This window comes from Mesotoga sp. UBA5847 (genome assembly GCF_002432735.1).
GTDB lineage: Bacteria > Thermotogota > Thermotogae > Petrotogales > Kosmotogaceae > Mesotoga.
This window is the reverse complement of record NZ_DJGL01000078.1, coordinates 21,427-45,327: the sequence shown is the minus strand read 5'-3', so window position 1 is coordinate 45,327 and position 23,901 is coordinate 21,427. Positions and strand designations below refer to the sequence as shown.

Annotated in this window: 25 protein-coding genes; all 25 read right to left on the bottom strand. The window is 49.2% G+C overall.

Annotation, left to right across the window (positions count from 1 at the left end; genetic code table 11):
- Nucleotides 1-376: 376 nt before the first annotated feature.
- Nucleotides 377-883: a hypothetical protein gene (locus B3K91_RS09390; RefSeq protein WP_292594907.1), complete on the bottom strand. Its 507-nt coding sequence runs from the start codon at nucleotides 881-883 to the stop codon at nucleotides 377-379.
- A gap of 2 nt (nucleotides 884-885) precedes the next feature.
- Complete coding sequence (locus B3K91_RS09385; protein WP_292594905.1) at nucleotides 886-1,311, bottom strand: lytic transglycosylase domain-containing protein; 426 nt, start codon at nucleotides 1,309-1,311, stop codon at nucleotides 886-888.
- Nucleotides 1,312-1,315: 4 nt separating this feature from the next.
- Entirely contained in the window at nucleotides 1,316-1,684 is a 369-nt protein-coding gene (locus B3K91_RS09380) for a hypothetical protein (protein ID WP_292594903.1), read from the bottom strand.
- Between the two features lie 16 nt (nucleotides 1,685-1,700).
- Nucleotides 1,701-1,931 carry a hypothetical protein gene (locus B3K91_RS09375; RefSeq protein WP_292594900.1) on the bottom strand — a complete coding sequence of 77 codons (231 nt, stop codon included), beginning with the start codon at nucleotides 1,929-1,931 and terminating at the stop codon, nucleotides 1,701-1,703.
- Nucleotides 1,928-3,235, bottom strand: coding sequence for a reverse transcriptase/maturase family protein (locus B3K91_RS09370; protein ID WP_292594898.1), 1,308 nt, complete (start codon nucleotides 3,233-3,235; stop codon nucleotides 1,928-1,930). Before B3K91_RS09370 ends, B3K91_RS09375 begins: the two co-directional genes overlap by 4 nt.
- Nucleotide 3,236: 1 nt before the next feature.
- On the bottom strand, nucleotides 3,237-3,572 hold the full coding sequence (avd, locus tag B3K91_RS09365) for a diversity-generating retroelement protein Avd (RefSeq protein WP_292594896.1): 336 nt from the start codon (nucleotides 3,570-3,572) through the stop codon (nucleotides 3,237-3,239).
- A gap of 34 nt (nucleotides 3,573-3,606) precedes the next feature.
- Nucleotides 3,607-4,860 carry a hypothetical protein gene (locus B3K91_RS09360; RefSeq protein WP_292594892.1) on the bottom strand — a complete coding sequence of 418 codons (1,254 nt, stop codon included), beginning with the start codon at nucleotides 4,858-4,860 and terminating at the stop codon, nucleotides 3,607-3,609.
- Entirely contained in the window at nucleotides 4,847-5,275 is a 429-nt protein-coding gene (locus tag B3K91_RS09355; RefSeq protein WP_292594889.1) for a hypothetical protein, read from the bottom strand. The genes B3K91_RS09360 and B3K91_RS09355 overlap by 14 nt, the downstream gene beginning before the upstream one ends.
- Nucleotides 5,272-6,486 (bottom strand): hypothetical protein, encoded by a 1,215-nt coding sequence (locus tag B3K91_RS09350; RefSeq protein ID WP_292594886.1) that lies wholly within the window; start codon nucleotides 6,484-6,486, stop codon nucleotides 5,272-5,274. The genes B3K91_RS09355 and B3K91_RS09350 overlap by 4 nt, the downstream gene beginning before the upstream one ends.
- Before the next feature lie 35 nt (nucleotides 6,487-6,521).
- Entirely contained in the window at nucleotides 6,522-6,875 is a 354-nt protein-coding gene (locus B3K91_RS09345; RefSeq protein WP_292594883.1) for a hypothetical protein, read from the bottom strand.
- Between the two features lies 1 nt (nucleotide 6,876).
- Nucleotides 6,877-8,277, bottom strand: coding sequence for a hypothetical protein (locus B3K91_RS09340; protein WP_292594881.1), 1,401 nt, complete (start codon nucleotides 8,275-8,277; stop codon nucleotides 6,877-6,879).
- 2 nt (nucleotides 8,278-8,279) lie between these two features.
- Nucleotides 8,280-11,345 carry a hypothetical protein gene (locus B3K91_RS09335; protein WP_292594878.1) on the bottom strand — a complete coding sequence of 1,022 codons (3,066 nt, stop codon included), beginning with the start codon at nucleotides 11,343-11,345 and terminating at the stop codon, nucleotides 8,280-8,282.
- A complete protein-coding gene (locus B3K91_RS09330) occupies nucleotides 11,345-12,733 on the bottom strand; it encodes a hypothetical protein (RefSeq protein WP_292594875.1) in 1,389 nt (462 codons plus the stop codon). Before B3K91_RS09330 ends, B3K91_RS09335 begins: the two co-directional genes overlap by 1 nt.
- On the bottom strand, nucleotides 12,733-16,800 hold the full coding sequence (locus tag B3K91_RS09325; protein WP_292594872.1) for a phage tail tape measure protein: 4,068 nt from the start codon (nucleotides 16,798-16,800) through the stop codon (nucleotides 12,733-12,735). The genes B3K91_RS09330 and B3K91_RS09325 overlap by 1 nt, the downstream gene beginning before the upstream one ends.
- A gap of 111 nt (nucleotides 16,801-16,911) precedes the next feature.
- Nucleotides 16,912-17,310 carry a hypothetical protein gene (locus B3K91_RS09320; RefSeq protein ID WP_292594869.1) on the bottom strand — a complete coding sequence of 133 codons (399 nt, stop codon included), beginning with the start codon at nucleotides 17,308-17,310 and terminating at the stop codon, nucleotides 16,912-16,914.
- Nucleotides 17,311-17,321: 11 nt separating this feature from the next.
- Nucleotides 17,322-18,128, bottom strand: coding sequence for a phage tail tube protein (locus B3K91_RS09315; protein ID WP_292594866.1), 807 nt, complete (start codon nucleotides 18,126-18,128; stop codon nucleotides 17,322-17,324).
- A 14-nt stretch (nucleotides 18,129-18,142) separates the two neighbouring features.
- Nucleotides 18,143-18,607 (bottom strand): hypothetical protein, encoded by a 465-nt coding sequence (locus B3K91_RS09310; RefSeq protein WP_292594863.1) that lies wholly within the window; start codon nucleotides 18,605-18,607, stop codon nucleotides 18,143-18,145.
- The gene (locus B3K91_RS09305; RefSeq protein WP_292594861.1) at nucleotides 18,604-19,056 is read right to left on the bottom strand and encodes a phage virion morphogenesis protein; all 453 of its coding nucleotides are present in this window, start codon (nucleotides 19,054-19,056) and stop codon (nucleotides 18,604-18,606) included. Before B3K91_RS09305 ends, B3K91_RS09310 begins: the two co-directional genes overlap by 4 nt.
- Before the next feature lie 3 nt (nucleotides 19,057-19,059).
- Entirely contained in the window at nucleotides 19,060-19,422 is a 363-nt protein-coding gene (locus B3K91_RS09300) for a hypothetical protein (protein ID WP_292594859.1), read from the bottom strand.
- 13 nt (nucleotides 19,423-19,435) lie between these two features.
- Nucleotides 19,436-20,452 carry a major capsid protein gene (locus tag B3K91_RS09295; protein WP_292594857.1) on the bottom strand — a complete coding sequence of 339 codons (1,017 nt, stop codon included), beginning with the start codon at nucleotides 20,450-20,452 and terminating at the stop codon, nucleotides 19,436-19,438.
- A 15-nt stretch (nucleotides 20,453-20,467) separates the two neighbouring features.
- Nucleotides 20,468-21,043 carry a hypothetical protein gene (locus B3K91_RS09290; RefSeq protein ID WP_292594855.1) on the bottom strand — a complete coding sequence of 192 codons (576 nt, stop codon included), beginning with the start codon at nucleotides 21,041-21,043 and terminating at the stop codon, nucleotides 20,468-20,470.
- Between the two features lie 16 nt (nucleotides 21,044-21,059).
- Nucleotides 21,060-21,917 (bottom strand): phage protease, encoded by an 858-nt coding sequence (locus B3K91_RS09285; protein ID WP_292594853.1) that lies wholly within the window; start codon nucleotides 21,915-21,917, stop codon nucleotides 21,060-21,062.
- 10 nt (nucleotides 21,918-21,927) lie between these two features.
- Nucleotides 21,928-22,083, bottom strand: coding sequence for a hypothetical protein (locus B3K91_RS09280; protein WP_292594851.1), 156 nt, complete (start codon nucleotides 22,081-22,083; stop codon nucleotides 21,928-21,930).
- A gap of 58 nt (nucleotides 22,084-22,141) precedes the next feature.
- The gene (locus B3K91_RS09275; protein WP_292594848.1) at nucleotides 22,142-22,315 is read right to left on the bottom strand and encodes a hypothetical protein; all 174 of its coding nucleotides are present in this window, start codon (nucleotides 22,313-22,315) and stop codon (nucleotides 22,142-22,144) included.
- Nucleotides 22,315-23,901, bottom strand: coding sequence for a minor capsid protein (locus B3K91_RS09270; protein ID WP_292594846.1), 1,587 nt, complete (start codon nucleotides 23,899-23,901; stop codon nucleotides 22,315-22,317). Before B3K91_RS09270 ends, B3K91_RS09275 begins: the two co-directional genes overlap by 1 nt.

Sequence of the window (23,901 nt, the reverse complement as noted above, 5' to 3'; positions counted from 1 at the left end):
TCGATTCCCCGTGGGGCTGCCAGGCTATTCCAAACTATAACGGATAACGGAGCGATATCATCAGAAGTGGTATCGCTCCGGTTGTTTTGTGGAATACGAGTGAAAGTCCTCTGAAAAGCGCGACACGCAATATCAATGTTCTTCTAGAATCGAATTTCAAAACCGATGAAAACCCCCGGGAATTCTGCCTTGAAAAGTGACTCCCATTTCTTCGACAAACCTGAATGAACGATGAGTGGAATCTTAGTTTTGAATCCGAGGGTGAAAACAGCCAAGGTCTTGTTACCTCCGATGTTAAGAGAAAGGGGTTTCTTTTCGATCACTCTCCACAGATAGACGTTCTCAGGCCTTAACTTCAGGGAATTAAGATCGAAATTCACTCCGTAGGCTGGGTAGATTCTAAAGGGTCTGGCATCGCCAGAGTCGGTGTTTCCTTGATCTCCTCTTCCGTGACAAGCAGAACAGCACTTGGTTCTTGCTGCAGTTTCTTCAGGAAAGTCTCGACCTCATAGCGGACGACAGCGCGTGCGGCGTTTTCTACATGATCAGGGACCTCTTTCTGATCTACCTCTGCCCACTCTTCCATAAGTGCGATCGCCTGATCCTCAATCTTCTTGTTGAGTTCATCTCGCTCGGCCGTCCCCTTTTCAGTCGCTTCTTTAGCGGTCTTATACTGGAGCTCGAGGTTTACTACCGCGATCTTTGCCCATTTAGTAAGTCGGTCCAGGAGAGAACCGTTGTCTGGAACGAGTTTCTCCGCAATATCGGTTGCCGGTCTCGCAATGAAGAGAATTGTTTCAAATGTCTTCTTCCAGCCTTTCCATAGCACTACTATCACAAGCGCGACTATGGCCACGGGTGGGATAATGTAAAGCCATTCCATATTCATTCCTCCTTCTTGATCTCTCTGTATTTGTCAAGGACCTTCTTCACGAAGTCCTCTGTTTCTTTCGGCAGTTTCGGTTTCTTTCCCTGGATGAAGTCCCTCGCGTTTCCGTAACCCCAGTTCCAGGCGATCAGGACAAGGTTCATGTCGTTCGGGAATTTTGAGAGCAACCAGGAAAGATAAATGCTCGCCGCAACTGTTGAACATACGGGGCAAAATGGATTGAAAGGATAACCGAACCTCTCGCGAAGATCCTGCTGAGTAATCGGCATGAACTGAAACAAGCCTTGAGCTCCTTTCCTCGAGACCGCCTCAGGATTGAGCGAAGATTCAATATAAGCGATTGCGAAGAGAAGCTCAGGTTCAATTGATGGTGAGGTTTCCCTCTGCTTCATCCAAACTCTTATGTCTTCAAGAGTTATCATCACATCACCTCACAATTGTGGCTATCAAATCAAGCAGTTTGATTCCGAACGCTCCAAGCAATGCAAGCCCAATGGCTTTCCAGAGCTCTATTCTCTTGGCTTTGATTCCAAATGAGTTTTCCATCGCCTTATGGATAAGCTTCTGGTTCATTTCCCAGACGTCTTGCATGAATTTCTTGTAGAAACCGTTCTGCATGAAGTCTTTTATGTTCGCTTCGACTCTGTCCAGCCTTTCATCAATCCTTTCGTCTTGAGCTTTGTTCATTTCTGTTATCTGCTGGTTGGTTGATTCCGTGACTTTCTGTATGATTTGCTTCTCAAAGCTTTGCCTATTCTGAATGAAATAGCATTCCGTCTGATGTTTGTCCCCCATGTTTCCACCTCCAGAACTAGAATCTCGCGGGCAGCAACATAATCAGCCCAAGCATTGCGCCTGCACACGTTGCTAAGAAGTCTAGAAACTCTGGAGTCCCCTTTTTCCACCATTTGTCCCAGATAGCCTCTTTAGCGGCTCCCGTCATACATCCGAACACAAAGCCGATCACGACGTTTTGAAATAGGCCACCAAGAGCAAGGGAAATTATCCACCCCAACAACGCATGAGCAATCTTGTCTTTCACCTAAACACCTCCGAAAGGCCAGCAAAATCAATTACTCTCTGCATGGCCGAGTACGATTTTGAGAACTTACATTGTCCCTGCCAAGACGCCACTGATGAACGGAGTTTCTGAAAGCTCGCTGCCCCTTCTTCGTAAAGAATCCTTAGCTTTCGAAGCCTTCGCTTGCTTCTCCGGATATTCGCCTTTCTCAACAGAAGTTTGTCTTTCCAGATGTGATAGCCAAGAAAGTCAATGCCGAGCGTTGCGGGGAATATCCCTGTCTTATGATTGAGTGATAGTTTCAGTTTGTCTTGCAGGAAGATCTCGATCTCTCCTAAATGTTCCCAGAGTTCTTCCTTGCTATCGCTCAGGATTATGAAGTCGTCTACATATCTTACGTAGTGTTTCGCACGAAGATCATATTTGACAAAAGTATCCAATTCATTAAGGTAAATGTTTGCAAATAGTTGACTCGTCAAAGCGCCTATCGGGATCCCTCTGGCAGATCCGCATGAAGTACCATCAATGATTGTATCTATGAACCATAGCGTGTCTTCACAAGAGACCTTCTTCCTAAGAAGCGTCTTTAGAACAGTATGGTCGATCGAAGGAAAATAGCTTGAGATATCCGCTTTAAGGCAATATGTTCTGGGTAAAGACCGCGCCAGCTTCCTTAAGAAGTAAATAATTCTTTCAACGCCCGCATGAGTTCCCTTCCCCTTTCTGCACGCATAACTGTCGTATATAAACCGCGCGTCGAAGATCGGCTCGATGACATTGCATAACGCGTGATGAACAACCCTGTCTTTGAAGCTAGGTGCCTGGATGATTCGCTTCTTTGGTTCATATACGATGAATTCTCTATATCTCCCCGGAGAGTACATCTTCCAGATAAGTTCGTTCTGGATTGTGATAAGATTTGCTTCGAGGTTATCAGTGAATGTGAGCACATCTTCTCGGTATCTCTTGTTCTTCCTTGCCTTTATGTAAGCAAGATAGATATTTTCAAAACTATAGACTTTCTCGAATATGTTGTTGATTCTTTTCACATAGACCTCCATAGAAACGGCGGAGAACGTTGGTTCGCTACTAGCTCTCCGCCGGTGTTTCTCGTATTTCGCTATAAGCGAGGATCTGAATTCCTTTGGCATTTGCTCTGGAAGAATGCCCTTAAGCATTCTTCTTCTGGCGATTATCAAAGCGGCGCGCAGACCAATGTTGTTGTTCCGGTTCGTAGGCTCGTTGTTGAGGTTCAAGATGAGACCAGACCGAGCGTTAGACCCGTTGTTCCAGTTCCCGCCCCGGAGGGCCGCGCGCAGAAACAATTCAGACCCTTATGGACTTCATCCACCCGCCGATCATTTTTCCAATTTCGGTAAGGTAACCAGCCCATATCTCGTATTTCTTCAATGGCACAAATTTCAAATTAACCGCCAACCGCACATAACTTCTCAGAACATCCAGTTCCACGTCGAGTTCTTGCATGGTAGTCTTCTTGAAGTACTTTTTGTTGCAGGCGATCACTAACTCGAGTAGCCTGAACATAGATCTCTTTATCTCGGCGGCCAGAGTGTGCTTCTCGCTTTTCGGGAATTGTGCCAGTACGATATATGCGTATGTGATCATATCTTCGATCTTCTGTTTTATCTTCAGCGGTTCCATGCTATTGCCTCGCTATCGCTCGCCCATCAGATCTTCAGGACCCAGATTCCAGATCTTCATCCGCCAAAGCGGCGCGCAGACCAATGTAGTAGTTCCGGCTCGCAGGCTCGGAGTTGAGGGACAAGATGAGACCAGACCGAGCGGTAGACCCGCTGCTCCAGTACCCGCCCCGGAGGGCCGCGCGGGTGCCGTATAGCCGCCAGTAGGCCCGATCAAGCCATTCGCCAGAGGCCGATACATCTGAAGGAAGCGCCAAATCAGGGTAGTCGGTTCGGAGCTTCTTGAACCACGCGTAGTAGTAGGGACTTGATGTTGGCGAAGTCAAAACCATTCCTGTTCCGGGCATCGTCACCGCGGCAGAGTCACTGTGGGCGACCACCGAAGAACCAGATGTTCCCCTAGAGACTGTAATGGTGTTCTCTCCAATACCACTAATGGTCATGATTTCCACGTCGATCTGGATTATTCTGCCCACCGCAAAACCGTCCGCTCCGGGACCGTTCAGCAGGTTTTTGTATGTGATCGTCACCGGGTCGTCTGTTCCGATCGCGCCGTCCAAATATGCCACACACCCAGTCGGAATAACACACACAGGAGTACCGTTATTGTCCCACACACTGTCGGTGATCAGGAAGTCGTTCCACTGGTACACGTTTCCTACGATCCCCCAGATCCCGTTCTTTTTCCCGTTATGGAACCAAGAATCTGGTCCTGTCCCGGCCAGTACCCTGCCCGCTTGAACCGGGTCGAATTCGCCATAGTATTCAGCGCTATCGGGATCTCGGTAGTCTCTGCCCGAGGAGTTGTTCCCTCTCAGCTTATCCCCTACGAGCCATCGCGCCAGAAAGCAGATGGTAGACCATTCACGCATGGTTACCATGTGCCATTGTCTGCCGTTCGTATATCTGTTTTCGATCGCCACTTTCGCGTTGTTCCAGTCTATGTCAGTCCACACCACCTTCCCTTGCTGGGAAACTGCAACATCCGTTGTGGACCCGGGCGAGATAGTCGCCCCCACCGCAACGCCTCGAGAAGAGTCTGTGGCTGATTTGTGACTGCACTGATACTTGTCGAACCAGAAGCCGCCGAGATGGAGGTCGCCGCCAGGGAAATCGCCGCTCTCCCACCCCACTCCTTTAGGAATAGTAAACCTAGGAATATATACCGCCACTGAGGAAGAACCGTCGTCTGTTGGAAATGTATATTCGAATGATTTCATATCCACTTCTCTTGCCAGCGATCTTAGATCTCCGAACCGCTGGCGTGAAAGAGGTTTATATCTTCTCATCTTTCGCCACCACCTCTTTGGGAGGCTCGGTACTTCGAACCATATAGATCGGATTGTCTTTTTCATATCCCACGATCGGAGAGGTGCCTTCAAATCCGAACGCGGCGTATTCCACGAACGCGACTACAGGTCTCCCGTCTCTCCACTCAAAGACAGGGGTGCCGTCTTCGAGGATCTCGTAGTACGGTTTCCCGTTGACGAGTCCCAAAGGCTGGGCGCTTTTTGCGGAAAGCCCGACGCTCTCCCGACTCGTTTTTGTTCGTTCGCAAAAGTCCGACAGGTAGATCTGACCATATTCTAGCGCCTCTTCCTCTTTTTTAGCTATTACCTTTCTTCTGTCCAGGACTTTGTTGACATCCTTAATGGCTAGCTCATAGACATTGCCTTCAAGATGAACCGCAGATACTTTAATCATGATGACACATACCTCTTTTCAGTCACTCTCGCGCTACCTGCGGAGGCTGACATAACGTAGATCACCCCATCCACGACATCCTGATAGACGTTACCGGGGAATACGATCTGACCGTATGTCGCTTCGTCGTCTGTGAGTACCTCAATGTTCACGCTGCCCTGGTTCAAAATGTGAACGATTCTCTGACCGCTCCATGCTGTCGCCCCACCTTTGGCCTCGGCCGGGGTGCTGGAAGTAGAAACCACATCAGTTCGCATCTCGGAGACGGGAAGCCCTCCGTACTGCATAGATACTATGGAATCGGTCACACCCTCGATGGCGGTCTCGAGATCCGCGAGAGTCTTTGTAGCGGAGAGGGCAGAGAGATCCACTATGAGCTTCTGAAGTCTGCCTATCACAGTCGTGTTCGCGTCCGTGTCACTGGTGCTGCCTAGAGCTACGTCATCGCCATTTGCAACAGTTGCAGCTATACTCGTGAGCGGCGAACTCTCTGTTACTCCGATTCCTGCTTCGAGTATTGACTGCAACTTTTTCAGAAGACCTATGACGGTTGTGACTGTATCCACATCGGTCGTTGCGCCGAGCGCTACATTATCGCCATCAGCGACCTTAGTATCCACTTTGTCAACTATCTTTTTGATACCGTCTGTACCTTTAATAGCCTCAAGTAAAGCTCTCGCGGCTTCAAGAGTCGTCTCTGTTGCAAAGTCGAGTTTTGAGATAGTGTCCATGAGAGTCTCAACACTCTGGAGGGTGGTTTCTGTCGAGAAATCTAGCCCAGAAATCGTTTCAAGTAGGTCTCTGACGGCCTCGAGTTTGGTCTCGGTCGCATAGTCCTTTGCCTTCAAGGACTTCAACAGCCCAATGACTGTTTCGGCAGTTGCCTCGTCTGTTGTGGTTCCGAGAGTCGCGATCTTCCCGTCCGCGGCGATGAAGTTAATTTCGCCGTCTTCGGTGAAAACCAGTTTGTTGCCATTGGTATCAATGAGTTGCACTCTATCTACTTCGACACTCTCGATTGTCACATCACCGACGATCTTTGCGCGGATCTCGTCGTTATCGGTTATTACGTCAACGAGCTTCTGGAGAATCGATCCCAGAGTCTCTTCGCTGGCCACATCCCCTATGTCCCCGATTTTCACATCGACTCTGTCATCATCTTCAGGAAGCCCAATAACCCTTCGTACATCATATCCTCTTGTGTTCTTCATGTTATACCTCCAAAGCTAACCGCCCTCTCGGGCGGCTAGATGATTACCTTTGCTTTTATCTTCAGTCTCTCAATTTGCGTAATGTTTCCAAATGTAGCAGTAGTCTTCAAATAATACGTCCCGGGAGGAGCGTCGCACTTCTGAAGGAGCCGGAAAAAGCCGTCGGGATGAACGAAAACCTGACTGTCTGAAATCTGATCGAAGACCCCTGTTTCATCATCGTATCTTTCGAGTCTTGCCTCGACTAGAGCCGGCTCTACTGCTATCCAGGATCCGGTTACCAAGTCAAACCCTTCCACAACTGCATCCACGAAGAACGTGTCAAGGGCTTGAACAGAAAAGACATCTATTTGTCCATCACCGTATTTGTACCTTATCCGGACATTCATCCTACTCCCTCCTGTCCACAATGATTTTGAGCTTCAGTCTTTGTACTCGTTCCAAATGGACGGGAGAATCAAATGTGGTAGTCACTTGGAGATAATAGACCCCTACCGGAAGATCTGCCTCCACCAAAATCTTGTCATCCTCAACGTTGCTCACGGCCATTTCTTCGAAGCTCTCACCGTCGAAAGAAACAATGCTTGCAGTCAATGTTCCGTCAATCTTTGACCATGTTTCCCCATCGCTGGATTCCACAAGCACATCAACGAACGCTTTTTGCCCGGTCTCCATTGTCAGGATCGAGATCTCGGAACCGTTTTGTAGAAATCTCACACGAGTCGGCACCGGTAGAGCTGGATAAATTAATATAGATGCCTCTTTGATCACATTGCCGCATTGAGCATAAAGAACTAGACTGGTTTTTTCCGTGACCGACGGAGCTTCGACCTCAGCCGAAAAGACTCCCTCGTTTTCGTTCACCCCCGGATAAGATACTCCACCAAAGACAAATTCCAGACTCTCCACATCCGTCGTGGCGGCTTCCACACGGAAAGTCTCCCCGGAAATTGCTTTCTCCGGAGCCTCTATACCATCGATTGAAGGATCCAAAGTGTCCCATGGCGCCTCTCCCGAAGCCCACTCATAATGCTCCTGGGTATGATAGTCGTACCACTCGTATGTGAGGCTATCTGGTCTTTCCTTTATCTCATCATAAATCTTTCCGTAAAGGTCGGTGCCAGCAATCAAGACAGTAGCCCAATAGTCTTCGGCTTCCAGAAGTGGCATTTCAAAGTCTGCAATGCTAACCCATTGATTTTCGAGGTATGCGTAGATATAGACCCGCCCGCTGTCGAGACTGAATTTCAGCTTTTGGTCTATTGCTTCTCGAACCGAATTAACTAGAATTCCGCCAGCAGAGTCGTAGAGAATCATCTCCGTTTGACCAGTGCTGTAATTTCTGTTCACAAATAGTACGTGAGTTGGCGGCGCATAACCCCCATTGGCAATGATCAGGACGTGATTGCCAACTGTGTTGTCCGATTCGGAAATGATAGCTTCACCATCTAAGAACCAAGCGACCGACTCAGCTTGCGCGTAGTTTTCTCCTTGCATTTCATGCCAGTTCGAGAAAAATTGCTCCGGTGTGGAACCAGCGTATTCGTTTACGTAGACATACACTTCAGCTGGACTAGAGATCTCGAAAAGCACCAGCCCCATGAGATCCGGAAGATCGCCCCATTTGAGTACCTTGCCATAGTCTATATCGAACATATCCAATATGTTCGGATCCCATGGGCCGTCTCCCCATAAGCTTCTGGGTATTTTGAAAGGCATTCTGAGTCCGTTTAGATCAAGCATTTCGGGATTGTTTATTGCAATTTTGTATGAGGGATATACTTTTGGCATTTCTACTCCTCCTTTACCCCAAATTTGGCAGGGTTAATAACATTGGAGGTGAGATCGTCGTTCAGTATTAGCTTGTTGAACATCAGTTTTGCCCGGTCCAGCCTGACCCTTGTTATCTTCAAGTTCGCTGGGAGGAACGAATACTCAGAATAGACCGCATCATATTTCTGGACCATCTCCTCCGATATGGGAAACTCTCCAGTTTGAGGCCAAGAATTCCCACGGCCGTATGTAAAAGTATGGTCAGGCGACTCTTCCATAGGGATGAAGAAAGCTTCTTCGTGACCATATGGGCCGTCCATAGAAAGGTATTCACTGAGTTGCAGATTCCTACCTTTCACAAAGTATCCTACTATGCTTGATGCTCCCACTATCCCTGTCATGTCTCCCCGTATAGAGTTCATGAGTTCGTCGGAAGTTTCCGGGAAAACAATCGATCCATAGATCGGTTCAATGATCGGCACCAGCTTGTTGTTAATGTTTGGCCCTACCGTATCTCCTGGATTGAAAAGGTCAAATGAACCTGGATACAAGACCTTAACCGCTTCTTTCAAATCAAGCTCAGCTAAAGCTTCTATCGGAGATCTAAAACGGAAATAAAAGTATGGTACGGACGAAAGCCCTGCGCCAGCCTTTACACGTTTGTAGTAGATATGAAGCCTCGGGAGATGCCACCTGCCTCCTATTTCAGTCATTTCACCTGCTAGAATAGGAACCATTATGTTTGGATACGGCTCTACTTTCTGTATCTCGGCACCGGGAATCGATCGACACGGGAGCTCTTCCCACATCCAGTTCCAATATCCTGTCCAGGGGTCATAGGATGCGCCGGTTATCTTGTATACATCCACGCGCTCTATACTCACTGCTATATCATCAGGATCCCATCGATATGTTGCGTTCGCACCCGTATCATATCTAGGCTTAGTGATTTTGAACGTGTCAACTGGTTCAGCTAGCCCCCCATTCGCTGGATCATAGTTATAGTCCTCAAGATTCCTTTCACCATAGCTATAATCCATAAGAATATTCGAGTCCGTGAAATCGAAGTCGGCAAGTCTATACGGTTTACCCTCAACAACAGTGCCAGCGAAAAAGATGTCCTTCACCTGGTTCCTGCAAATCTGTTTTGTATAGTGTTTGTCATTCATTCCAAACATGCCATAAGAGGTGAAGACCCGAAAGTCAAGGCCCCAACTGATGAATCCAATTCCTAGCTTTCCGAGAAAAGCGCTGTAGGCCTCGATGTCCACGACTTCATTCAGGTTTTTCGTGAAAAACGGGGTCTTCACGCCGGCTGTTTCATTGAAGGTTCTTAGCTGTGATGGAATGATGAATTTGTTTTGCGCTGGCAAGTCAATATTTGAGAGCTTCAGCTCGATTTCTGTCTTTGCAGCTTTCCCTTCTTTCCGGAAAGTCTCCTGATCCAGAAAAGAATGCGTCAATCCCGTTTTCACTTCTTCAACATGAGGAACGATTGAGGGACCGAATCTCACGCTGTCGCGTTCCCAGTTATGTACGAGAAAGTTATCGACTTTGAAGTTTTCAAGCCTTTCAGGTATATCGACCACGTAATAAGGCCTGAAACGACCTTCTGCTATGAGAACCTGCATCTCCTGACTGGCAAAATCCATCTCTTCATCCAGAAGAGTAACCGGTTCAGAGATGCCAAGGACTAATCTTTGGAAAGCACCGACTTCCGGGTCATAGTATCGCACGCAGCTATTGACGTACTTCATCGATATGTTCGCGTTCGCCGGTTTCGATTCGGGGACGAACACTGGGTAAGCCGTGAACCCATTGTTCTCGTATTCCTCCGCCGTCAGATATCTTTCAATGCCAAAATACCGGCCGTCTTTGCTCAATTTCGGAAGGGCGGCCACGAGCATAGGATCGTTCACAAACTCCAGAGTGAATTCACTGACCGGATATGGACCGGGAGAATGAGACGGACTCTCCAGCCACACAGTGGTTCCCTCGAGCTTCACTGTATTCACAGAGAGATCGTATGTGATTTTGCTTATTTGAAACGCTCCGTGAAAGAGGAAATCACTCTCCTCATACGGTAACATAAGCGGATTAGGGGCAAAGTAAAAGGAATCTCTTATCCAAGGTTGTGCCAGAGCCTGCAACATGTACATTTCGCCGGGCCTAACAATTGCCCTCCGAGAATGGGTGTAATACTGGTTCGCAGACGATTGATCACCGGTTTGCCCGACTGGTTGCGATGTCTGCGAATACATCTCGTATGTACTGTTGTAATTCCATGTGCGTTTGAAATACTCAAACAGGCTAATTCCCTCACAGAACAAGACAGTATTGTCTGAATCATAAATCAGATGTCTGTCAGTATTCGGCAGGTTGAAAATGTCTTGGATCATGGTTATCTCATAAATGCAATTCTCTATTTCCGACACTTCCATGTCCGGTTCCATATAATGATCCGAGACGGTTATAAGAGATCTCACTTTATCCAGGAAGGCCGGCCCAATTTTATGCAATCCCTCTTTAGTCAGGTGGTCCATGCTCTTATTATTAACAGATGCAATTTTGTAGAGATCACCAAAGCGATGAGGACCGAACCACGGCAGCAGTTCTATTCGCCTGATTTCGTCCTCCCCTATCACTTTCTGGCTCGGAAAGGTGCCGTACCCAGGAATGAGGATGTCATGGCTCGCTTCCGTAAGAACTTCTTTGTAAATGGAACCTCCAGGGAGTTCGAAGAGTCCGATTATGCAGTCCGGGTTTTCTGAACCCTCAGGGTATGTCTCGAACCCTACGAGCGGCAGCGTGAGACCCTTGAAACTGCCCGCCCCGACCTCTTTCTCCACATCGACGAGATCTGAGACGGGCCTCCTAAAATTTGGCTGTATCAGGGTGAAAGTGCTTCCTTCGATTATCCCTTCACAGACGAGTTTTCTCTCGAACTGTCCTTCAGGGAGCTTCGTATCGTGGAATCGAACTTGTACCACCTTGCCGTCATTCTCGAATCCTACGATCGTGCCAGTCCTCACCAACGCTTTCTTTCTCAGGATCCTCGCGATGTTCTCTATGTCGTTCTTTCTCATCAGATCGCCTCCAGAAGGGAAAGGCTTACCTCATACGGGTGAGAGGAGAACGAGATTCCGTCGATCACATATGAACGTCCATCAAGTGTCGCTCTTCCACCCGGTCTTACATATTTAGACGGCGTCACTTCTAGCTTCGTCTCTTTCTGATAACTCTTCTTCGCATACAGAAGATTCGCAAGCCTCAAGGCCGCGACTGCAGAAGCCGGTTCGTTCGTGCTGTAATGCTCTCTCGGTTCAGGTCCCACCTGCAGCTCGACAGGGAACTTGAACACGTTTCCTCTTAGGTAAAGCCCGACGTACTTCTCACAGAACTTCTTCATCTTCCACAATGTCCTCGCTTCTCCCCAATCCCAAGAGGAGCCGGCTACATAGTCAAGAATGATCGTTCGGTAAATTGAGACTTCGTTTGATTCTGGACTCCAGACCAGGTACATCTTGTGAATCGGATCACCGGAGGGTTCTTCTTCGAGAAGGTCGTATTCTTCTTCGGTGTATAGGTGATCAAGAGAGAAATAGTCAAAACCATACGTTATTGCGCTTATGGACTTGATTCTGTCTATCTCGTCAATTCTTACGTTTGTCCTGCACTTGCCGGTGTACTTCACGCGCTGCTGGTCACTTGGTGTTGTGTACAGCTCCTTCGTCAGAATCACTGACCAGGACTCGGCTCGAAGGTTATAGTGTCTTACAAGTCCCTTTTCTAATGGAATCGTATTCAGAAATCCGGTGAGCTTTACTCCTGAGGAAACGTCTCCGGCCTCAATCTCGGTCTTCTCCATGACACCATCGAGGTCTATTGAAGAAGAGTCATAGTAGTCGGGAATGAACCTCACAGTCTTTGACGAGTGGTCTACAAGCGTCCTTGCACCCAGGATCCTCTCGAGTTTGATCGTCGCTTCTCTCAAAGAACCACTGAACTGAAAGTCTCTCGCGCGTATATCGCTTTCTTCAGCGGTAATCACGGACACGTCTGCTTCATATGGAGTCCCGAGATATATCGCCTGTGCCATTCCCGCCGGCGTAAGACCGGGATCGAGAGAGAATATGAGGATGTCAGTCTCTTGCTCGAGATACCTGGCCAGCTTGTCTTTGAATTCAGCTTCGATAGTGACGTGGCTCATGGCATTTGTAGTCTTCCTGACTCTCTCGATCTCTACCTCGGCGATCGTCTCCACAAATGAACCTCCGTCGAGTCTCGAATTATGCCAGAGTTCCAGAGTCACCGTCTGTCCCTTCGAGATAAGTGAAGGATCGGTAAGTCGACAGCGAAAAGAGCCGGTGAACGGGGAAAGACCGGCTCTTTCACTGCCTTGCACGGAATCGACAAGGAGGTAGCCGCTACTCGTTCTCACTTCAACTACGTATCTATTCTCGATAAAGCTCATCAGATCTCACCTGCCAGTTCTAGTTCTCTGGCGATTCTCCGGATAAGCTCGTCTTTGTCCGCGTACTCTTCCTTTTTGATATCAAGGAAGATGTGATACTCCTTCTTCCTTTCGATCTTCGGAACACTTAGATCAGCACCCGAAGGAATGAAGTCTCCGAGTTCGCCGGAAAGATCTCTGAGCTGACTCTGCAATTGTCCGAATGTGTGTGACATATCTCTAGTCTTATCAGTAGTACCCCTGTAAACGTCGTCTAGCCATCGAAGGTCGTAGAACTCCTTCATGTTCCCCACGGCTTTGGCCGCTTCATGTGAGAGATTCGAGAAGTATTCCGGAAATTCGGCCGCGACCGTTGTTATGCTGTCCATTGAGAAAGAAGAAGCCTCTCTCTGCATGAGTGAGAGATAATCCCTCAGACCGTCAGAAAGATCCGCGAACGACGCCATTGAGTTAGCGGCACCTCTCGAGGCCTCGTCTCTCATCCCGGTGGCAAGCTCTACCATTTCACGGATTATCTCTGTCTTCATCTCAGGCACGATAGAGTGTCCAACTATCTCATCGCTGGCTCGTCTGAATTCTGCTATAACCGCATCTGCTCCGTTCTTCGATGCCGAGATTATGTTCGACCAGGTCTCGTCAAATTCGACCTCTATCTCATTCAGCGAAGACGCAAAGGATTGAAGTTCCGGTTCGATCTCCTTCAGCGCATCACCAAACTCGCCGGTCTTTCCGGCATTTTCCTCGAAGATCTTGTAGAACTGGGACATCTCATCCGTCTGCGTTTGAATCTTCTCCGCCAGAGACCCGGCCGCGTTAGCGGTCTCCTCCAGTCTGTTCCTGTAATTCTCGATAGCCTTAGTGTCGCCCTCGGCCTCTGCCTTCGCCAGGGCGTCGAGGTATTCGACCTGCTTGGTCTTCAGTGTGTCGAGTTCTTCACGCAGGGAGACGATAGATTTCTTCTGCTTCTCAAAGGTCTCGGTAGTTGAATCCGCCATCTCGCTTAGTTTTGTAGATGTCGCCTTGGATTCTTCTTGTATCGATTTCAAGGCGGCCGACGCGAAGCTGGATCCTTCGTTGACTTTCTTCCACTGCTCATTTATTGCGGCGGCATCGGAACTGAGGACCTTGGAGTCCGCTATCCCTAACATCTTGGCCAAGGCTTCACCGGTAAGGCCGAGATTTTCTCTAAGGTATACTAGAGTCTCGCCGAAACCATAAGTATCGAAGACCGACTGAGCCGCGGCCTTTCCTTGCCTTCCATAGATGACCTCCAGTTCTTGGAGAGCTTCTTTGAGTTTGGTCGCTTCTTCTGAGTTCTCCCCATATTGCTTGACCGCTTCGCTGTACTCATTCCTGGTCTGAGCAATTGAATCCGCGAGAGTGGAGAGCCATTCGGTCTGGTGCGTGGCAAGCACATTGTTCCTCAAGAGCTCGACTCCGAAGTCTGCCAGTGCAACTCCTACGAAATCGACTTCATTGCCGAACATCTTGGCGGGGTTTGTGAGCTTCTGGAAAGCGTTGACGAGAGCGATCGAGTCCTTCTCTGTTCCTTTGAACTGATCTCTCACCCTCTCAAAGACAGCCTCTTGTGTTGCCACTTTATTCTCTGTACCAAACAGAAAGTCATTTATATTGCCGCCGGTCTTCTCGACTTCCTTCGCGGTCTCCTGGAGGACTTCATTGACGTTACCGAACTTAACTGCGCTCTCGCCGGCGGACCAGCCCAGTTCAGCGATTTCTTCTTTGAGAGTATTAAGGCTGCTTTTCAGGGACGTGGCCTGTGAGGAGTTTGCTCCGAAGCGGTCCGAGACTGTTTCCAGTTCATCAGATAGCCTGCTGTATTCATGGAGAAGTTCGTTAATTCCCGAAACGTGATCCTTTGATAGCTTTCCCTGGTCTGCCATTGCTAGCGCTACTCGAGCAAGCGCAAGTCCTACCTCATTTGATGCGTCCGTTGCAGCTGACTTCTGCCTCTCCATCATTGTGACAAAAGCTTCTGTTGAACCCACGGCCTGAAGCTGCACGAGATCAATCGCCTTTACCTGTTGATTTGCAGCTTCAATGACTGACTGAGCTGCCTCATCGTATGACCCGGAAAGGTTAGCAAGAACAGACTGTGTCTCCCTGGTGCTGTTTATCATCGATTGGTTGGCCTCTTCAACAGCTGTCGTAATCCTTTTGTTCGTTGCTTCGGTATCCAGAGCGACCGAGTCGACTTCATCCATGACTTTTCTGAGCTTCTCAACGACTTCATCGCTTGAGAGCGTAAGACTTTCAGAGAATTCTTTAGCCAGATCTCTGAAAGCGTTCCCTGTGTAGCCGGCCTCTTCTGCAATCTTCTGCATGTTCATCGCGGACTTCACAGCGACAGTCGAGTTAATGACATCAAAGCCTTGAACCGCTTCTTGTAGTTGCATGAAAGTGCCGGAGATGGTTCCGGCCAGTCTGCTGCTCTCACTCTCAGCCGTAGATGAAAGACTAGAGAATCTCCTCGAGACTTCTTCCATAGTCTCTACTGCCCCGTCTGCAGCTTCTCTAGTCTGGTTCAGTGCCTTCTCAAGCTCAGACGAGAACCAGTCCTTTGAGAGGTCGTCCATTACCTTGTACAGGGCGATTGACCCGGCAGTTATACCTGCGATAGCCGCGATCGTTATTCCCACCGGTCCGGTCGCGAAAGCCAGCAGTTTCGCACCCAGTCCACCTACAGAGGAACCGATACCGGCTAGCGAAGCGCCTGTCTTTGCTGCAGTCCCTGATAGAGTAGTAAGCGCCTGCCCCGCCACTCCTGCCGCTGCTGTCTTTCCTGAAATCAGCTTGATCAAACTTCCGAGAATCGCTCCCCAGTTCTTGAACGAGGCAATTGTTTTCATCACGGTTCCCGTAAGGAAGTTGACAGCTCCCGCTCCTATGAGAAGAATCGAACCCCACTTGGCTACGTTGACGATCAGCTTCTTCGTGCCTTCATCAAGATTGTTGAGCCAGTTCGCCAGGTCTCTGATCCAACTGACAGCATTGGCCACTTCGTCTCTGAACAGCGTGGCAAAGGAATTCCCCAGCGATTCGAGAGAAGACTTCAGGAGTTTTATCTGTCCGGCCAGAGAGCTCAACTGCTCCTCCTTCATTCGTTCGGCCGCTCCCGCTGAATCCTCCAGCGTTGTAGTGAACTCTTTGATCTTCTCGGCACCAGTTGCTATCGCAGCGGCCATTCGACCACCGATCTCTGTGCCGAAGATCTCGTAAGCTCCGGTTGTATCGACTCCGGCCGTTCTCATCGTCTCGAGGATCTCGACAAACGAGTGTTGGGCCGGATTCACCTGATCAATTGTGAGTCCGTACTTCTGTAGAGCTTCAGTAACCTGACTGGTTGGTGCTGCGAGTCTTGCCAGGGCGTTTCTGAAAGTCGTTCCGGCCTGTTCACCGTGGATACCCGCAGTCTCAAAGGCCATGAGGGCTGCGACTGTCTCTTCGAGAGAATAGTCGAATCCGGCCGCAGTTGAACCAGCGTATCTCATTCCGTAAGCGAGCCTTTCCAGGGTCTCCGGAGAGCTGCCTACCGAAGTCGCGAAGATATCGACTACCCTGGCAGTCTCTTCTGCAGTCATGCCAAACTGGTCGAGTGTGTCGGTTACAAGCTCCGCAGTCGGTCTCAGTTCAGAGTGCATTGCTTCTGCCAGGTTCGAGACAGGTCCTATCATGGCTTCTATCTCGACTCTCTTCTTTCCTGCTGAAGCTAAAGCATAAGCGGCCGATGCGATCTCGCTCGTCATGAAGGACGAGTTCATTGCGACTTCATTTATTGACTTCGACAAGATCTGAAAGTCCTCTTCGGTACCCTGCATGACGGCATTGACGTTTCTCATCTCTTCTTCAAAGCCCATAAACTGCTTCAGTGCGAGACCGAAGGGAGCGGCGATGGCAGTTCCCCAGCCCATCATTGTGAGGCCTGTCTGCTGAAGCTGAGCTCCTACTTCTCTGAGACCCTGCGTCTGCTGCTTTACCCTATTCAATTCATCGGAAGCATAGTTCATAGCCCTGAGGACTATTGAGACTTCAGCTTTTGCCGCCATACAGTATCTCTCCTTGAGCTTTGCATAATTTGATAATCGTGATTAGAGGAGTCTCCCAGCCCCAGGGAAGACTCCCTATCAGCCAGGATGATTGCGCGAAGATTTTCCAGATCAGGATTTCGTAGTCGTCTTTGGCTCCTTTTCGGAGCCTTTCCGAAAATCGCTGAGATCGCCCTTCGGGAATGCCATTCTGATCGCGTTTCCAAAGATGAGCATCAGGTCGGCAAAGGGGAAGAGACCTATGTTTTCCTTTGAAATTTCGAGAGGTTCATTTCCCTCTGGAGCGAAGTCCCATCTATCGATCACAGTTTCACAGAGTTCAAGAGCAGCGTCGATTTCTTCCGAAGTGAGGTCTAGTCCGCCCTTATCGAGCTTAGGAGCAAGCTTAAGAGCAGGACTCAAGAGATACACTTTCGAGCCTGGGAGGGGTCTGAATGTGATGTTGCACCCACCAATCTTTACCGTCCTTCTGTATAGAGGCGTAATGATTTCATGGTTTGCTTTTGGCATAGGCTTCCTCCTTATGAAACAGTTACGGCTTCGATGCTCATCTTGATCGGGATCTCAATGGGCCCGGTAGATCCGACGTTCACTGAGGTCTCGCTAGCGACCATTCCACTGCAGGAGATAGAAACGGTTGTTGGAGCAGCTATCGGATCTCCTTCCTCATCGTAGAACTGCGCTGAGAATGCCGCCGAGAACGTGAATGGAGTGTCAGTAGGAAGCCACTTCCCCTTTAGAACATCTGCAAACGAAGTCGACGGTGACACAGTGATCGTTCCCTCAAATATGAACGGCCCTTTTGAGAAGTCCTGAGGATCGAGAGAAGCTCCCCTTACCGCTTCAACTTCTCTGGATGCTGCTATGTCAGACTTGACCACGGTGTTGCTGGACCCGCTGAAGTTTATCGTGGCATCCGACATGACGAAGAAACCTTTGACGTGGTCAATATCTGCTTCTGTGAGGGCCGTGATGCTGGCCATGTCTTCTCCAACGAAATCAACAGCGTATGTCAGAGGGTTTCTTTCATCGAAAGCAAGTCTTAACGATTTGACAACAGCGTCGATGAGTTCAATGTCGTGAACCTGTACGTCAAAGACGTTGTCCTTGTTGAGAAGGGCGGCCAGGAGTACTCCATCCGGCACGTCTCCGCTCCAGGAGGCCTCGTAGTCATGTGCGTTGATTCTTGCCCTCTTTACGTTGCCTATCCCGGTCCTCTGGAGAGTGCTAGTCTTTATGGCCGGTTTTGCGTCCGAGACAAGACCGCAGTCATACGTTGTCTCGCCTTTTATGATCCTTGCATATACATCAGCTCCGGTAAGAGCCATGGTCATTCACTCCTTTACTGTATCCTGAACTTCAGCCTGACACCCACCGCTTTGACCTGGTAGTCAGGCAATTCAGAATAGTCTAGATAGCTTTCGTCTTCAAAAGTACACAGGTAGTATCTCGTGACGTCGCCGTCGATCACAGGGAACCTTACAGAGCCGCACTTCGCGTGCATGAAGCCGGAAAACCTGAGCTGCTGCCTCTGTATTTCCCAGTCGAACCATTCGGACTTGAAGAGTGCGGTGATCTCAACGAGGAATTCGCGCAGGTTTCTCACGCCCACTCCTTCCAGAGGCTGAGAACTCGATGGAGAAATCACTACAGCGGGAAAGTGATCCCAGACATCGAGCTTCGGAGCGTGACGGACGAATTCTATATGAGGCACCTGCAGCACTTCCTTTAGGCCGTTGTCAATCAGAAACTGTTCTAAGGAATCTAGAATCGTCTCTCTAACGTGTATCAGCTGCTCTTCAGTCATTTCAGATACCTCCCGAAGAGATCTTCTATGTTTCGCATATCTTGTGCTTGCCAGACCATGAAAGGCCTTTCGGGTACTCCGTAACCTTCCTGGTGATAGACGGCGTAGTCAACATTTGTGGCGACTTTCGCGTAGTCTCTTCCCCACTGAGGATGAATGCTCTGTCTCAGCTTCTTGGTGCGATAGCCTCTTCCACCTCTGGATGAAGGGACATTCACAGAGAATACGAGCATGGGGTAAGGTGTACCTTTATGCTTGGCCTTGTACCTCTTCGTGCTTTCGGCAAGATCCGGCCACTTGTCAGGTCTCCCGCCTTCTTCAAAGTTTCTCTGGACAGAGGAGTGCATCACGTTGGCGCTGTCCCTCATCACTGGTGTTAGGTCACCGAGCTTTTTCTGATATTGATTCAAGAGCCTGTCGAGTTCTTCGGTCCTGACTTCGATTCGCATAGATCACCACTTCTCTATGTCTTCATCTTTGAACAACCGCTGAGCGGTATTCATCGAGAAGCCCGGACCTGGAACTGAAGAAGGCACCTGTATATTCAGCCTTCTCTCTGCCTGGACCTGGGCTACAAGCTGAGAATACTGTGCAAAAGTGTTCTGAGCGAGTTCCAGCATTGAAAGCTTCTCATAGGTTTGGGCTTTTGCATAAAGAATCGCTAGTTTTTCCTTGACCTTGTCAGATGCCTCGATAGAAGAAGAAAGGGTCTCCCCTCCAGAGAGGAAACCCTCGACCGCTTCTAAGACATCATCGACTATCTTTGCCCTTATACTTTCGGGAAAGCTTAGGACAAAAGCATCAACGTCGATCATAAGGCATCAGCCCTTAGGCCACTGTAATTGCAGCTTTTATGACACCCTTTGAATGAAGTATCACAGGGAGGCCATGGCTCTCGGCGAAGACTCTCTTCCCTCCGGGATTCACGATGTTCTCCGAGTAAGCGTAGATCTCTCCCAGGACCGGCCCGTTCTCGCTGAATGAAGCGGCGTAGAAGGGCTTGAAGAGTTCTGGAGAGGTGAGAATGCAGAGATCATCGTCTCCGTGGAGATCGACTTCTGAACCGGCTTCATTCACTATGGTTTCATTGAACTCATAGATGTTCAGGCCCTGGATGTTCCCTATGAACGGGAAGTCATAGGTAAGATTTCCTGCTTCGATCCTTCTGTTGTCCATAAGTTTCTCGAGAGCAGAATTCTCTATGAGAACCTTGGCAACGTCGGGTGTGACGAATGCAAGTGTAGGCATGACTCCCGTCTCTTTTGCCATCTCGACTCTCCATTCTCTGAGATCCGTGAGAGGAGCCTTCGAAGTCGAATCTGACCAGTCGGAAGATTCTCCCATGAAGCCCGAGTCCATCTTGAAGTCGTAATCGAACTTCGTATCGGTTCCCGAATAGGTGACCTTTCCCGTCAAGAGGATCTGGGCGAGCATCCACTCCCAGGCTGCAGTTATAGACTCTCTCTGCTCCTTCTGAGTGTCTGCTATCCAGTTGCTGAGATGATCCATCTGGACCTGGGTGAGCGGTTCTCCAGCATCCCTCATAGTCCAGATCTCGTCGTAGGTTATGTCGTCGTAGAACTTCACCGTGGGTGGCTCAAGTGTCACGTGGGTGTAGTTCTTGAGGTTTCTGGCCGGCGCCGGGCTCGTCCTCTTCACGAATCTCGGAAGGATCGGACCCACTCTCTTGATATCGAACTCAATGGTCTTCGTCGCGGCGTACTTGGCCGGATTTGACCTCGAGCTCTTGAGGAGCAGGTCCACAAGAAGCCTCGGGACCGGTTTAATCTGTTTTATGGCTTCGGTCAATGTCCTGTAGTGAAAGACATCTAGTATAGTTGCCATTCTGTTCACTCCTTATTAGTATGATTCGATGAACCAGAGCCTGGCGAAAAGCTCACTCTTCGCGCTGGCTAGCTGTGTCGCGAGAAGAAGGTTGGTGATCGCTTCCTCGTACACGGCTCCGTGGATTAGCAGGGAGACTGGCTGGGTGGCGCTAGCGACATTGATCGGCTCGACCGAAACCGCGAAGGCCTCATCAGAACCGTCCTGGACAATCACTTCGTCGTTCTCGGTCGCTGTCAAAGCGTCCTCAGTGGCGATTGAGAAGGTGTTGTTCTCCGTATCGACCGCGGTGATAGTCAAAGCATCACCATCGGCCGTGATCTTTATCGAGTCTCCCACTTTGAGCACAGAAGCGTCCGCCACTTGAAAAGTGCTGGCTGCCTCTGCTTCGGTCTGAGTTATGTAGGTAAGACCCAGAGGCCTTACTTTTCCCGCGTCTTCCCCGCTGGTTATCTTTCCAAAGATAGTCCCCGCTTCGATCTTCGATCCGCCGACTCCGCCCAAGACATTGAAGCTCTGTCTGACATCGGGATGAACCAGAGAGACTACCTTTTTGAAACTGCTGTCCTGATAACTTATCCCTTCAGGCATTCCTTTTCACTCCCTTTTACGATTGTTTGTTCACTCTGCCGGCTATTCCGTCGGCAATTTTCTTGAGCTCGTCTTCACCGCCAGTTTGCGAACCGCTCTGGCCAAGCGGGACTTTCTCAGTGTTCTCGAGAATGTCATCGANNTTGATCTTCTCGAGGACGGCCGGCTTGACTCCCTTGTCGGTCCAGCCCTTTGCCCAGTTGCTTACTTTCTCAGAGAAGTGCTTCTCTTCGGCTTCCTTCTTCTCTTTCTCAAGGGCCTCGAGCTTTGTCTTGGTTTCCGAGAGTTCCTTGTTCACCGAAGCGAGGGTTTCTGAGAGTTCCTTCTCTTTCTTGTCCCTTTCTGCTCGAAGATCTGTAAGTTCCTTCTGGGACTTTTCATAGAGATCTTTGAAGTCCATTTCTTCTTCCTCCTCTTTCTCAAATTCTGAAAAGTAGACTATCTGCTCCATATCCGGTACCGCCGGCATGTTAGTGAGGGCAGCTCCCCTGAGGACCGGCCCCGCGTCTTTACCCGTCTTCTTGTCCATGTATTTCTCAGCGTAAGTTGCGCTCATGTATTTGAACTTCTTTCGCTTTATTAGCTCCACACCCTCTTCGTCCGGTTCTGAGTAGACCCAGAGGCCGTCCTCTCTGGCCTCCACCTTAGAGATCTTTCCATAAGCACCCGGATGGTTCGGACTTTTCCCGTGTTCTATGTCCAGTGAGAGCTCATACGCCGGGATCCCGTTCTTGAAGTTTGCCTCGATCTTCTGAGCCAGTTCTTTCGAGAGTGAGACCTTTCCGTATCTGGGATCCTCGAATTCTATGTATGGCAGGAGGCGATACCAGAAGCCGCCAGTCTTAGCGATTTCTGCAAGATATTTCTCTATCATTCTTTTCACCTCAACAGATTAGGTAGTTGCTGTTCAGCCACTTGAAGGCCTGCGTGATCGTCGGGAAGCCGAACGGGACAATGAGGAGATCTGAATTCTTAAGTCTTTCTTTGTCAATGATTTGGAAGTAACCCTTATCTTGTTCATCGTCGATAATCACATACATCACTAGCCTCCAAAAGAAAAGGAGGCTTTCGCCTCCTGAGCATTGTCTTCTTCACATTCTAGTCTTTGTGCGGAGATTGTGACATCTTTATCATCTCAATAGTCGCCTTGAATTCTCTCTTTGCTCTTGCCGGTGCCCCCTCTTTGAGAGACCAACCGTCTTCACCCTTCATGAGCTTTTCTTCATCGATCACAACCCATTCATCCCACCAATCGGGTATTTGAAACTGCACTATAACACCCCCTTCAACCATTCGCCGAATAACACGAAGACCTCTTCCTTTCTCCCGGTAGTATATCCCGCGAAGAGCTCTGCGAAAGCTTCATCATGTCCACAATCTCTGGCATATCTCGATACGTCTCCAAGAGTGATTCCCTTCTCTTCTCTCATTCTCGTGACCCATGAAGTGAACTCTCTCTTCTTTCCCGCGTCATCCAGGAAGTACTTCACCTTGTGTCCAAACTCATGAGCTATGGAACCCCTGGGCGTATTAGTGCACAGCCACCCTTTTTCAAACTGGTCCCGCAATGTCTCCTGAAACTCACTCGCGTTCTTCCAGAAGGAGCTTTTGACAACGATCTTCTTGAACCCCGGAGCGGTGTAAGCGATCACATTGGGCTTGACCGATCTCAGCTGTCTGCCTACCACGTCCGCTATCTGCGATGGAGAAGCGTCAGGGTACTTACTCTGAAAGAACTCCGTCCACGACGCTCTTGAATGTTGAGTTGAGGTGACTCCTCCGAACTGCTCCCAGATCTGCGGGTACTTTTCCTTCAGTTCTTCGAGGACCTCGTTTATTTTTTCGGCAAGGCTCTCGTCTATTCCCCGGTAATCACATTCTACCTCCAGGACCTGTCTTGCATATTCTTCAGGAGAGAGCTCCTTGGCCTTCTCCACGATCCTCTTGATGTCTTCGGTGACCAGGAAGGTGGGAGTCATCTTTCTACTGCTTATAAGGGCTTTGACAACGTCTCTGTCAACCTGTCTGTTTACAGGAATCGCTTCGGGATACTCGTTATGTATCCTTTCCATCTCTTCTCTTGTGAGCGCCTTCCTCTTAGGATCGTAGATCGTGTGAGGAACAAGGGTGCTTCTGCAGCGAGGGTGAAGCGGCGGAGTGTTTTCCGCCAGGAGATCCGCGTCGTCTTTGGGAATGACCATGTGATCTCTCTGCGAGCAGATCTCTGTAGTATGGTTGTCCATTACTGCGATAAACTGAAAGCCGTCTGTTACGGGTGATTCGATTCCCGCGTCCAGTATCCCCAGGGAAAATGCCCTTGTACTCTCGGTTGTTGCGATTACGTCGGCCCTGTTCAAGTAGCCGCCCATAACCTTCTCAAGGTCCTCCGCTATATCGAGATAGGCCTTACCCTCGTACATCCCACTTCGGACCGTCTCTTCGATCTCCCTGGAGTGTCTTTCAAAAGGCTCTGAGAGGGTGAACGTGTATTCTTTCAAGAACTCGTTGACAAAAGGTGAAGGCTTCAAATATGACAGAGGATCTTCTCTTATCTCCCTAACCGGTCGCTTCGCTATGTTCTCATATTCTCTGAAGTCTATCGCTTTCAAGATATCCGAAAGAAGGTCGTCTTCGCTGTATTGCCTGATGTTTCTTTTCCTCTTTTCTCTCCGCTTCAAGTCATATATGGACAAGGCCTTTGACAGAAGAAATACGGCTTCTAGGGCATTCATGATCGCCGTGTGGTCTATTGAGATCTTCTTTCCCCTGTACGCTTCTTTTCCAGAAGGGATGCTGATCGCTCTCAAGATCCTGCTCTCGGCCTTCTTGTGAATCTTGAGAAATGTAGCGACGTTCAT

Coding starts and splice junctions, on each gene's coding strand:
- B3K91_RS09350 (WP_292594886.1), bottom strand. CDS start 6,486: ATGAAGAACACAAGAGGATATGATGTACGAAGGGTTATTGGGCTTCCT.
- B3K91_RS09360 (WP_292594892.1), bottom strand. CDS start 4,860: ATGAGAAGATATAAACCTCTTTCACGCCAGCGGTTCGGAGATCTAAGA.
- B3K91_RS09315 (WP_292594866.1), bottom strand. CDS start 18,128: ATGGCTCTTACCGGAGCTGATGTATATGCAAGGATCATAAAAGGCGAG.
- B3K91_RS09290 (WP_292594855.1), bottom strand. CDS start 21,043: ATGCCTGAAGGGATAAGTTATCAGGACAGCAGTTTCAAAAAGGTAGTC.
- B3K91_RS09320 (WP_292594869.1), bottom strand. CDS start 17,310: ATGCCAAAAGCAAACCATGAAATCATTACGCCTCTATACAGAAGGACG.
- B3K91_RS09270 (WP_292594846.1), bottom strand. CDS start 23,901: ATGAACGTCGCTACATTTCTCAAGATTCACAAGAAGGCCGAGAGCAGG.
- B3K91_RS09300 (WP_292594859.1), bottom strand. CDS start 19,422: ATGATCGACGTTGATGCTTTTGTCCTAAGCTTTCCCGAAAGTATAAGG.
- B3K91_RS09380 (WP_292594903.1), bottom strand. CDS start 1,684: ATGGGGGACAAACATCAGACGGAATGCTATTTCATTCAGAATAGGCAA.
- B3K91_RS09325 (WP_292594872.1), bottom strand. CDS start 16,800: ATGGCGGCAAAAGCTGAAGTCTCAATAGTCCTCAGGGCTATGAACTAT.
- B3K91_RS09295 (WP_292594857.1), bottom strand. CDS start 20,452: ATGGCAACTATACTAGATGTCTTTCACTACAGGACATTGACCGAAGCC.
- avd (WP_292594896.1), bottom strand. CDS start 3,572: ATGGAACCGCTGAAGATAAAACAGAAGATCGAAGATATGATCACATAC.
- B3K91_RS09390 (WP_292594907.1), bottom strand. CDS start 883: ATGGAATGGCTTTACATTATCCCACCCGTGGCCATAGTCGCGCTTGTG.
- B3K91_RS09355 (WP_292594889.1), bottom strand. CDS start 5,275: ATGATTAAAGTATCTGCGGTTCATCTTGAAGGCAATGTCTATGAGCTA.
- B3K91_RS09335 (WP_292594878.1), bottom strand. CDS start 11,345: ATGAGAAAGAACGACATAGAGAACATCGCGAGGATCCTGAGAAAGAAA.
- B3K91_RS09385 (WP_292594905.1), bottom strand. CDS start 1,311: ATGATAACTCTTGAAGACATAAGAGTTTGGATGAAGCAGAGGGAAACC.
- B3K91_RS09310 (WP_292594863.1), bottom strand. CDS start 18,607: ATGACTGAAGAGCAGCTGATACACGTTAGAGAGACGATTCTAGATTCC.
- B3K91_RS09345 (WP_292594883.1), bottom strand. CDS start 6,875: ATGAATGTCCGGATAAGGTACAAATACGGTGATGGACAAATAGATGTC.
- B3K91_RS09305 (WP_292594861.1), bottom strand. CDS start 19,056: ATGCGAATCGAAGTCAGGACCGAAGAACTCGACAGGCTCTTGAATCAA.
- B3K91_RS09340 (WP_292594881.1), bottom strand. CDS start 8,277: ATGCCAAAAGTATATCCCTCATACAAAATTGCAATAAACAATCCCGAA.
- B3K91_RS09280 (WP_292594851.1), bottom strand. CDS start 22,083: ATGTATGTGATTATCGACGATGAACAAGATAAGGGTTACTTCCAAATC.
- B3K91_RS09330 (WP_292594875.1), bottom strand. CDS start 12,733: ATGAGCTTTATCGAGAATAGATACGTAGTTGAAGTGAGAACGAGTAGC.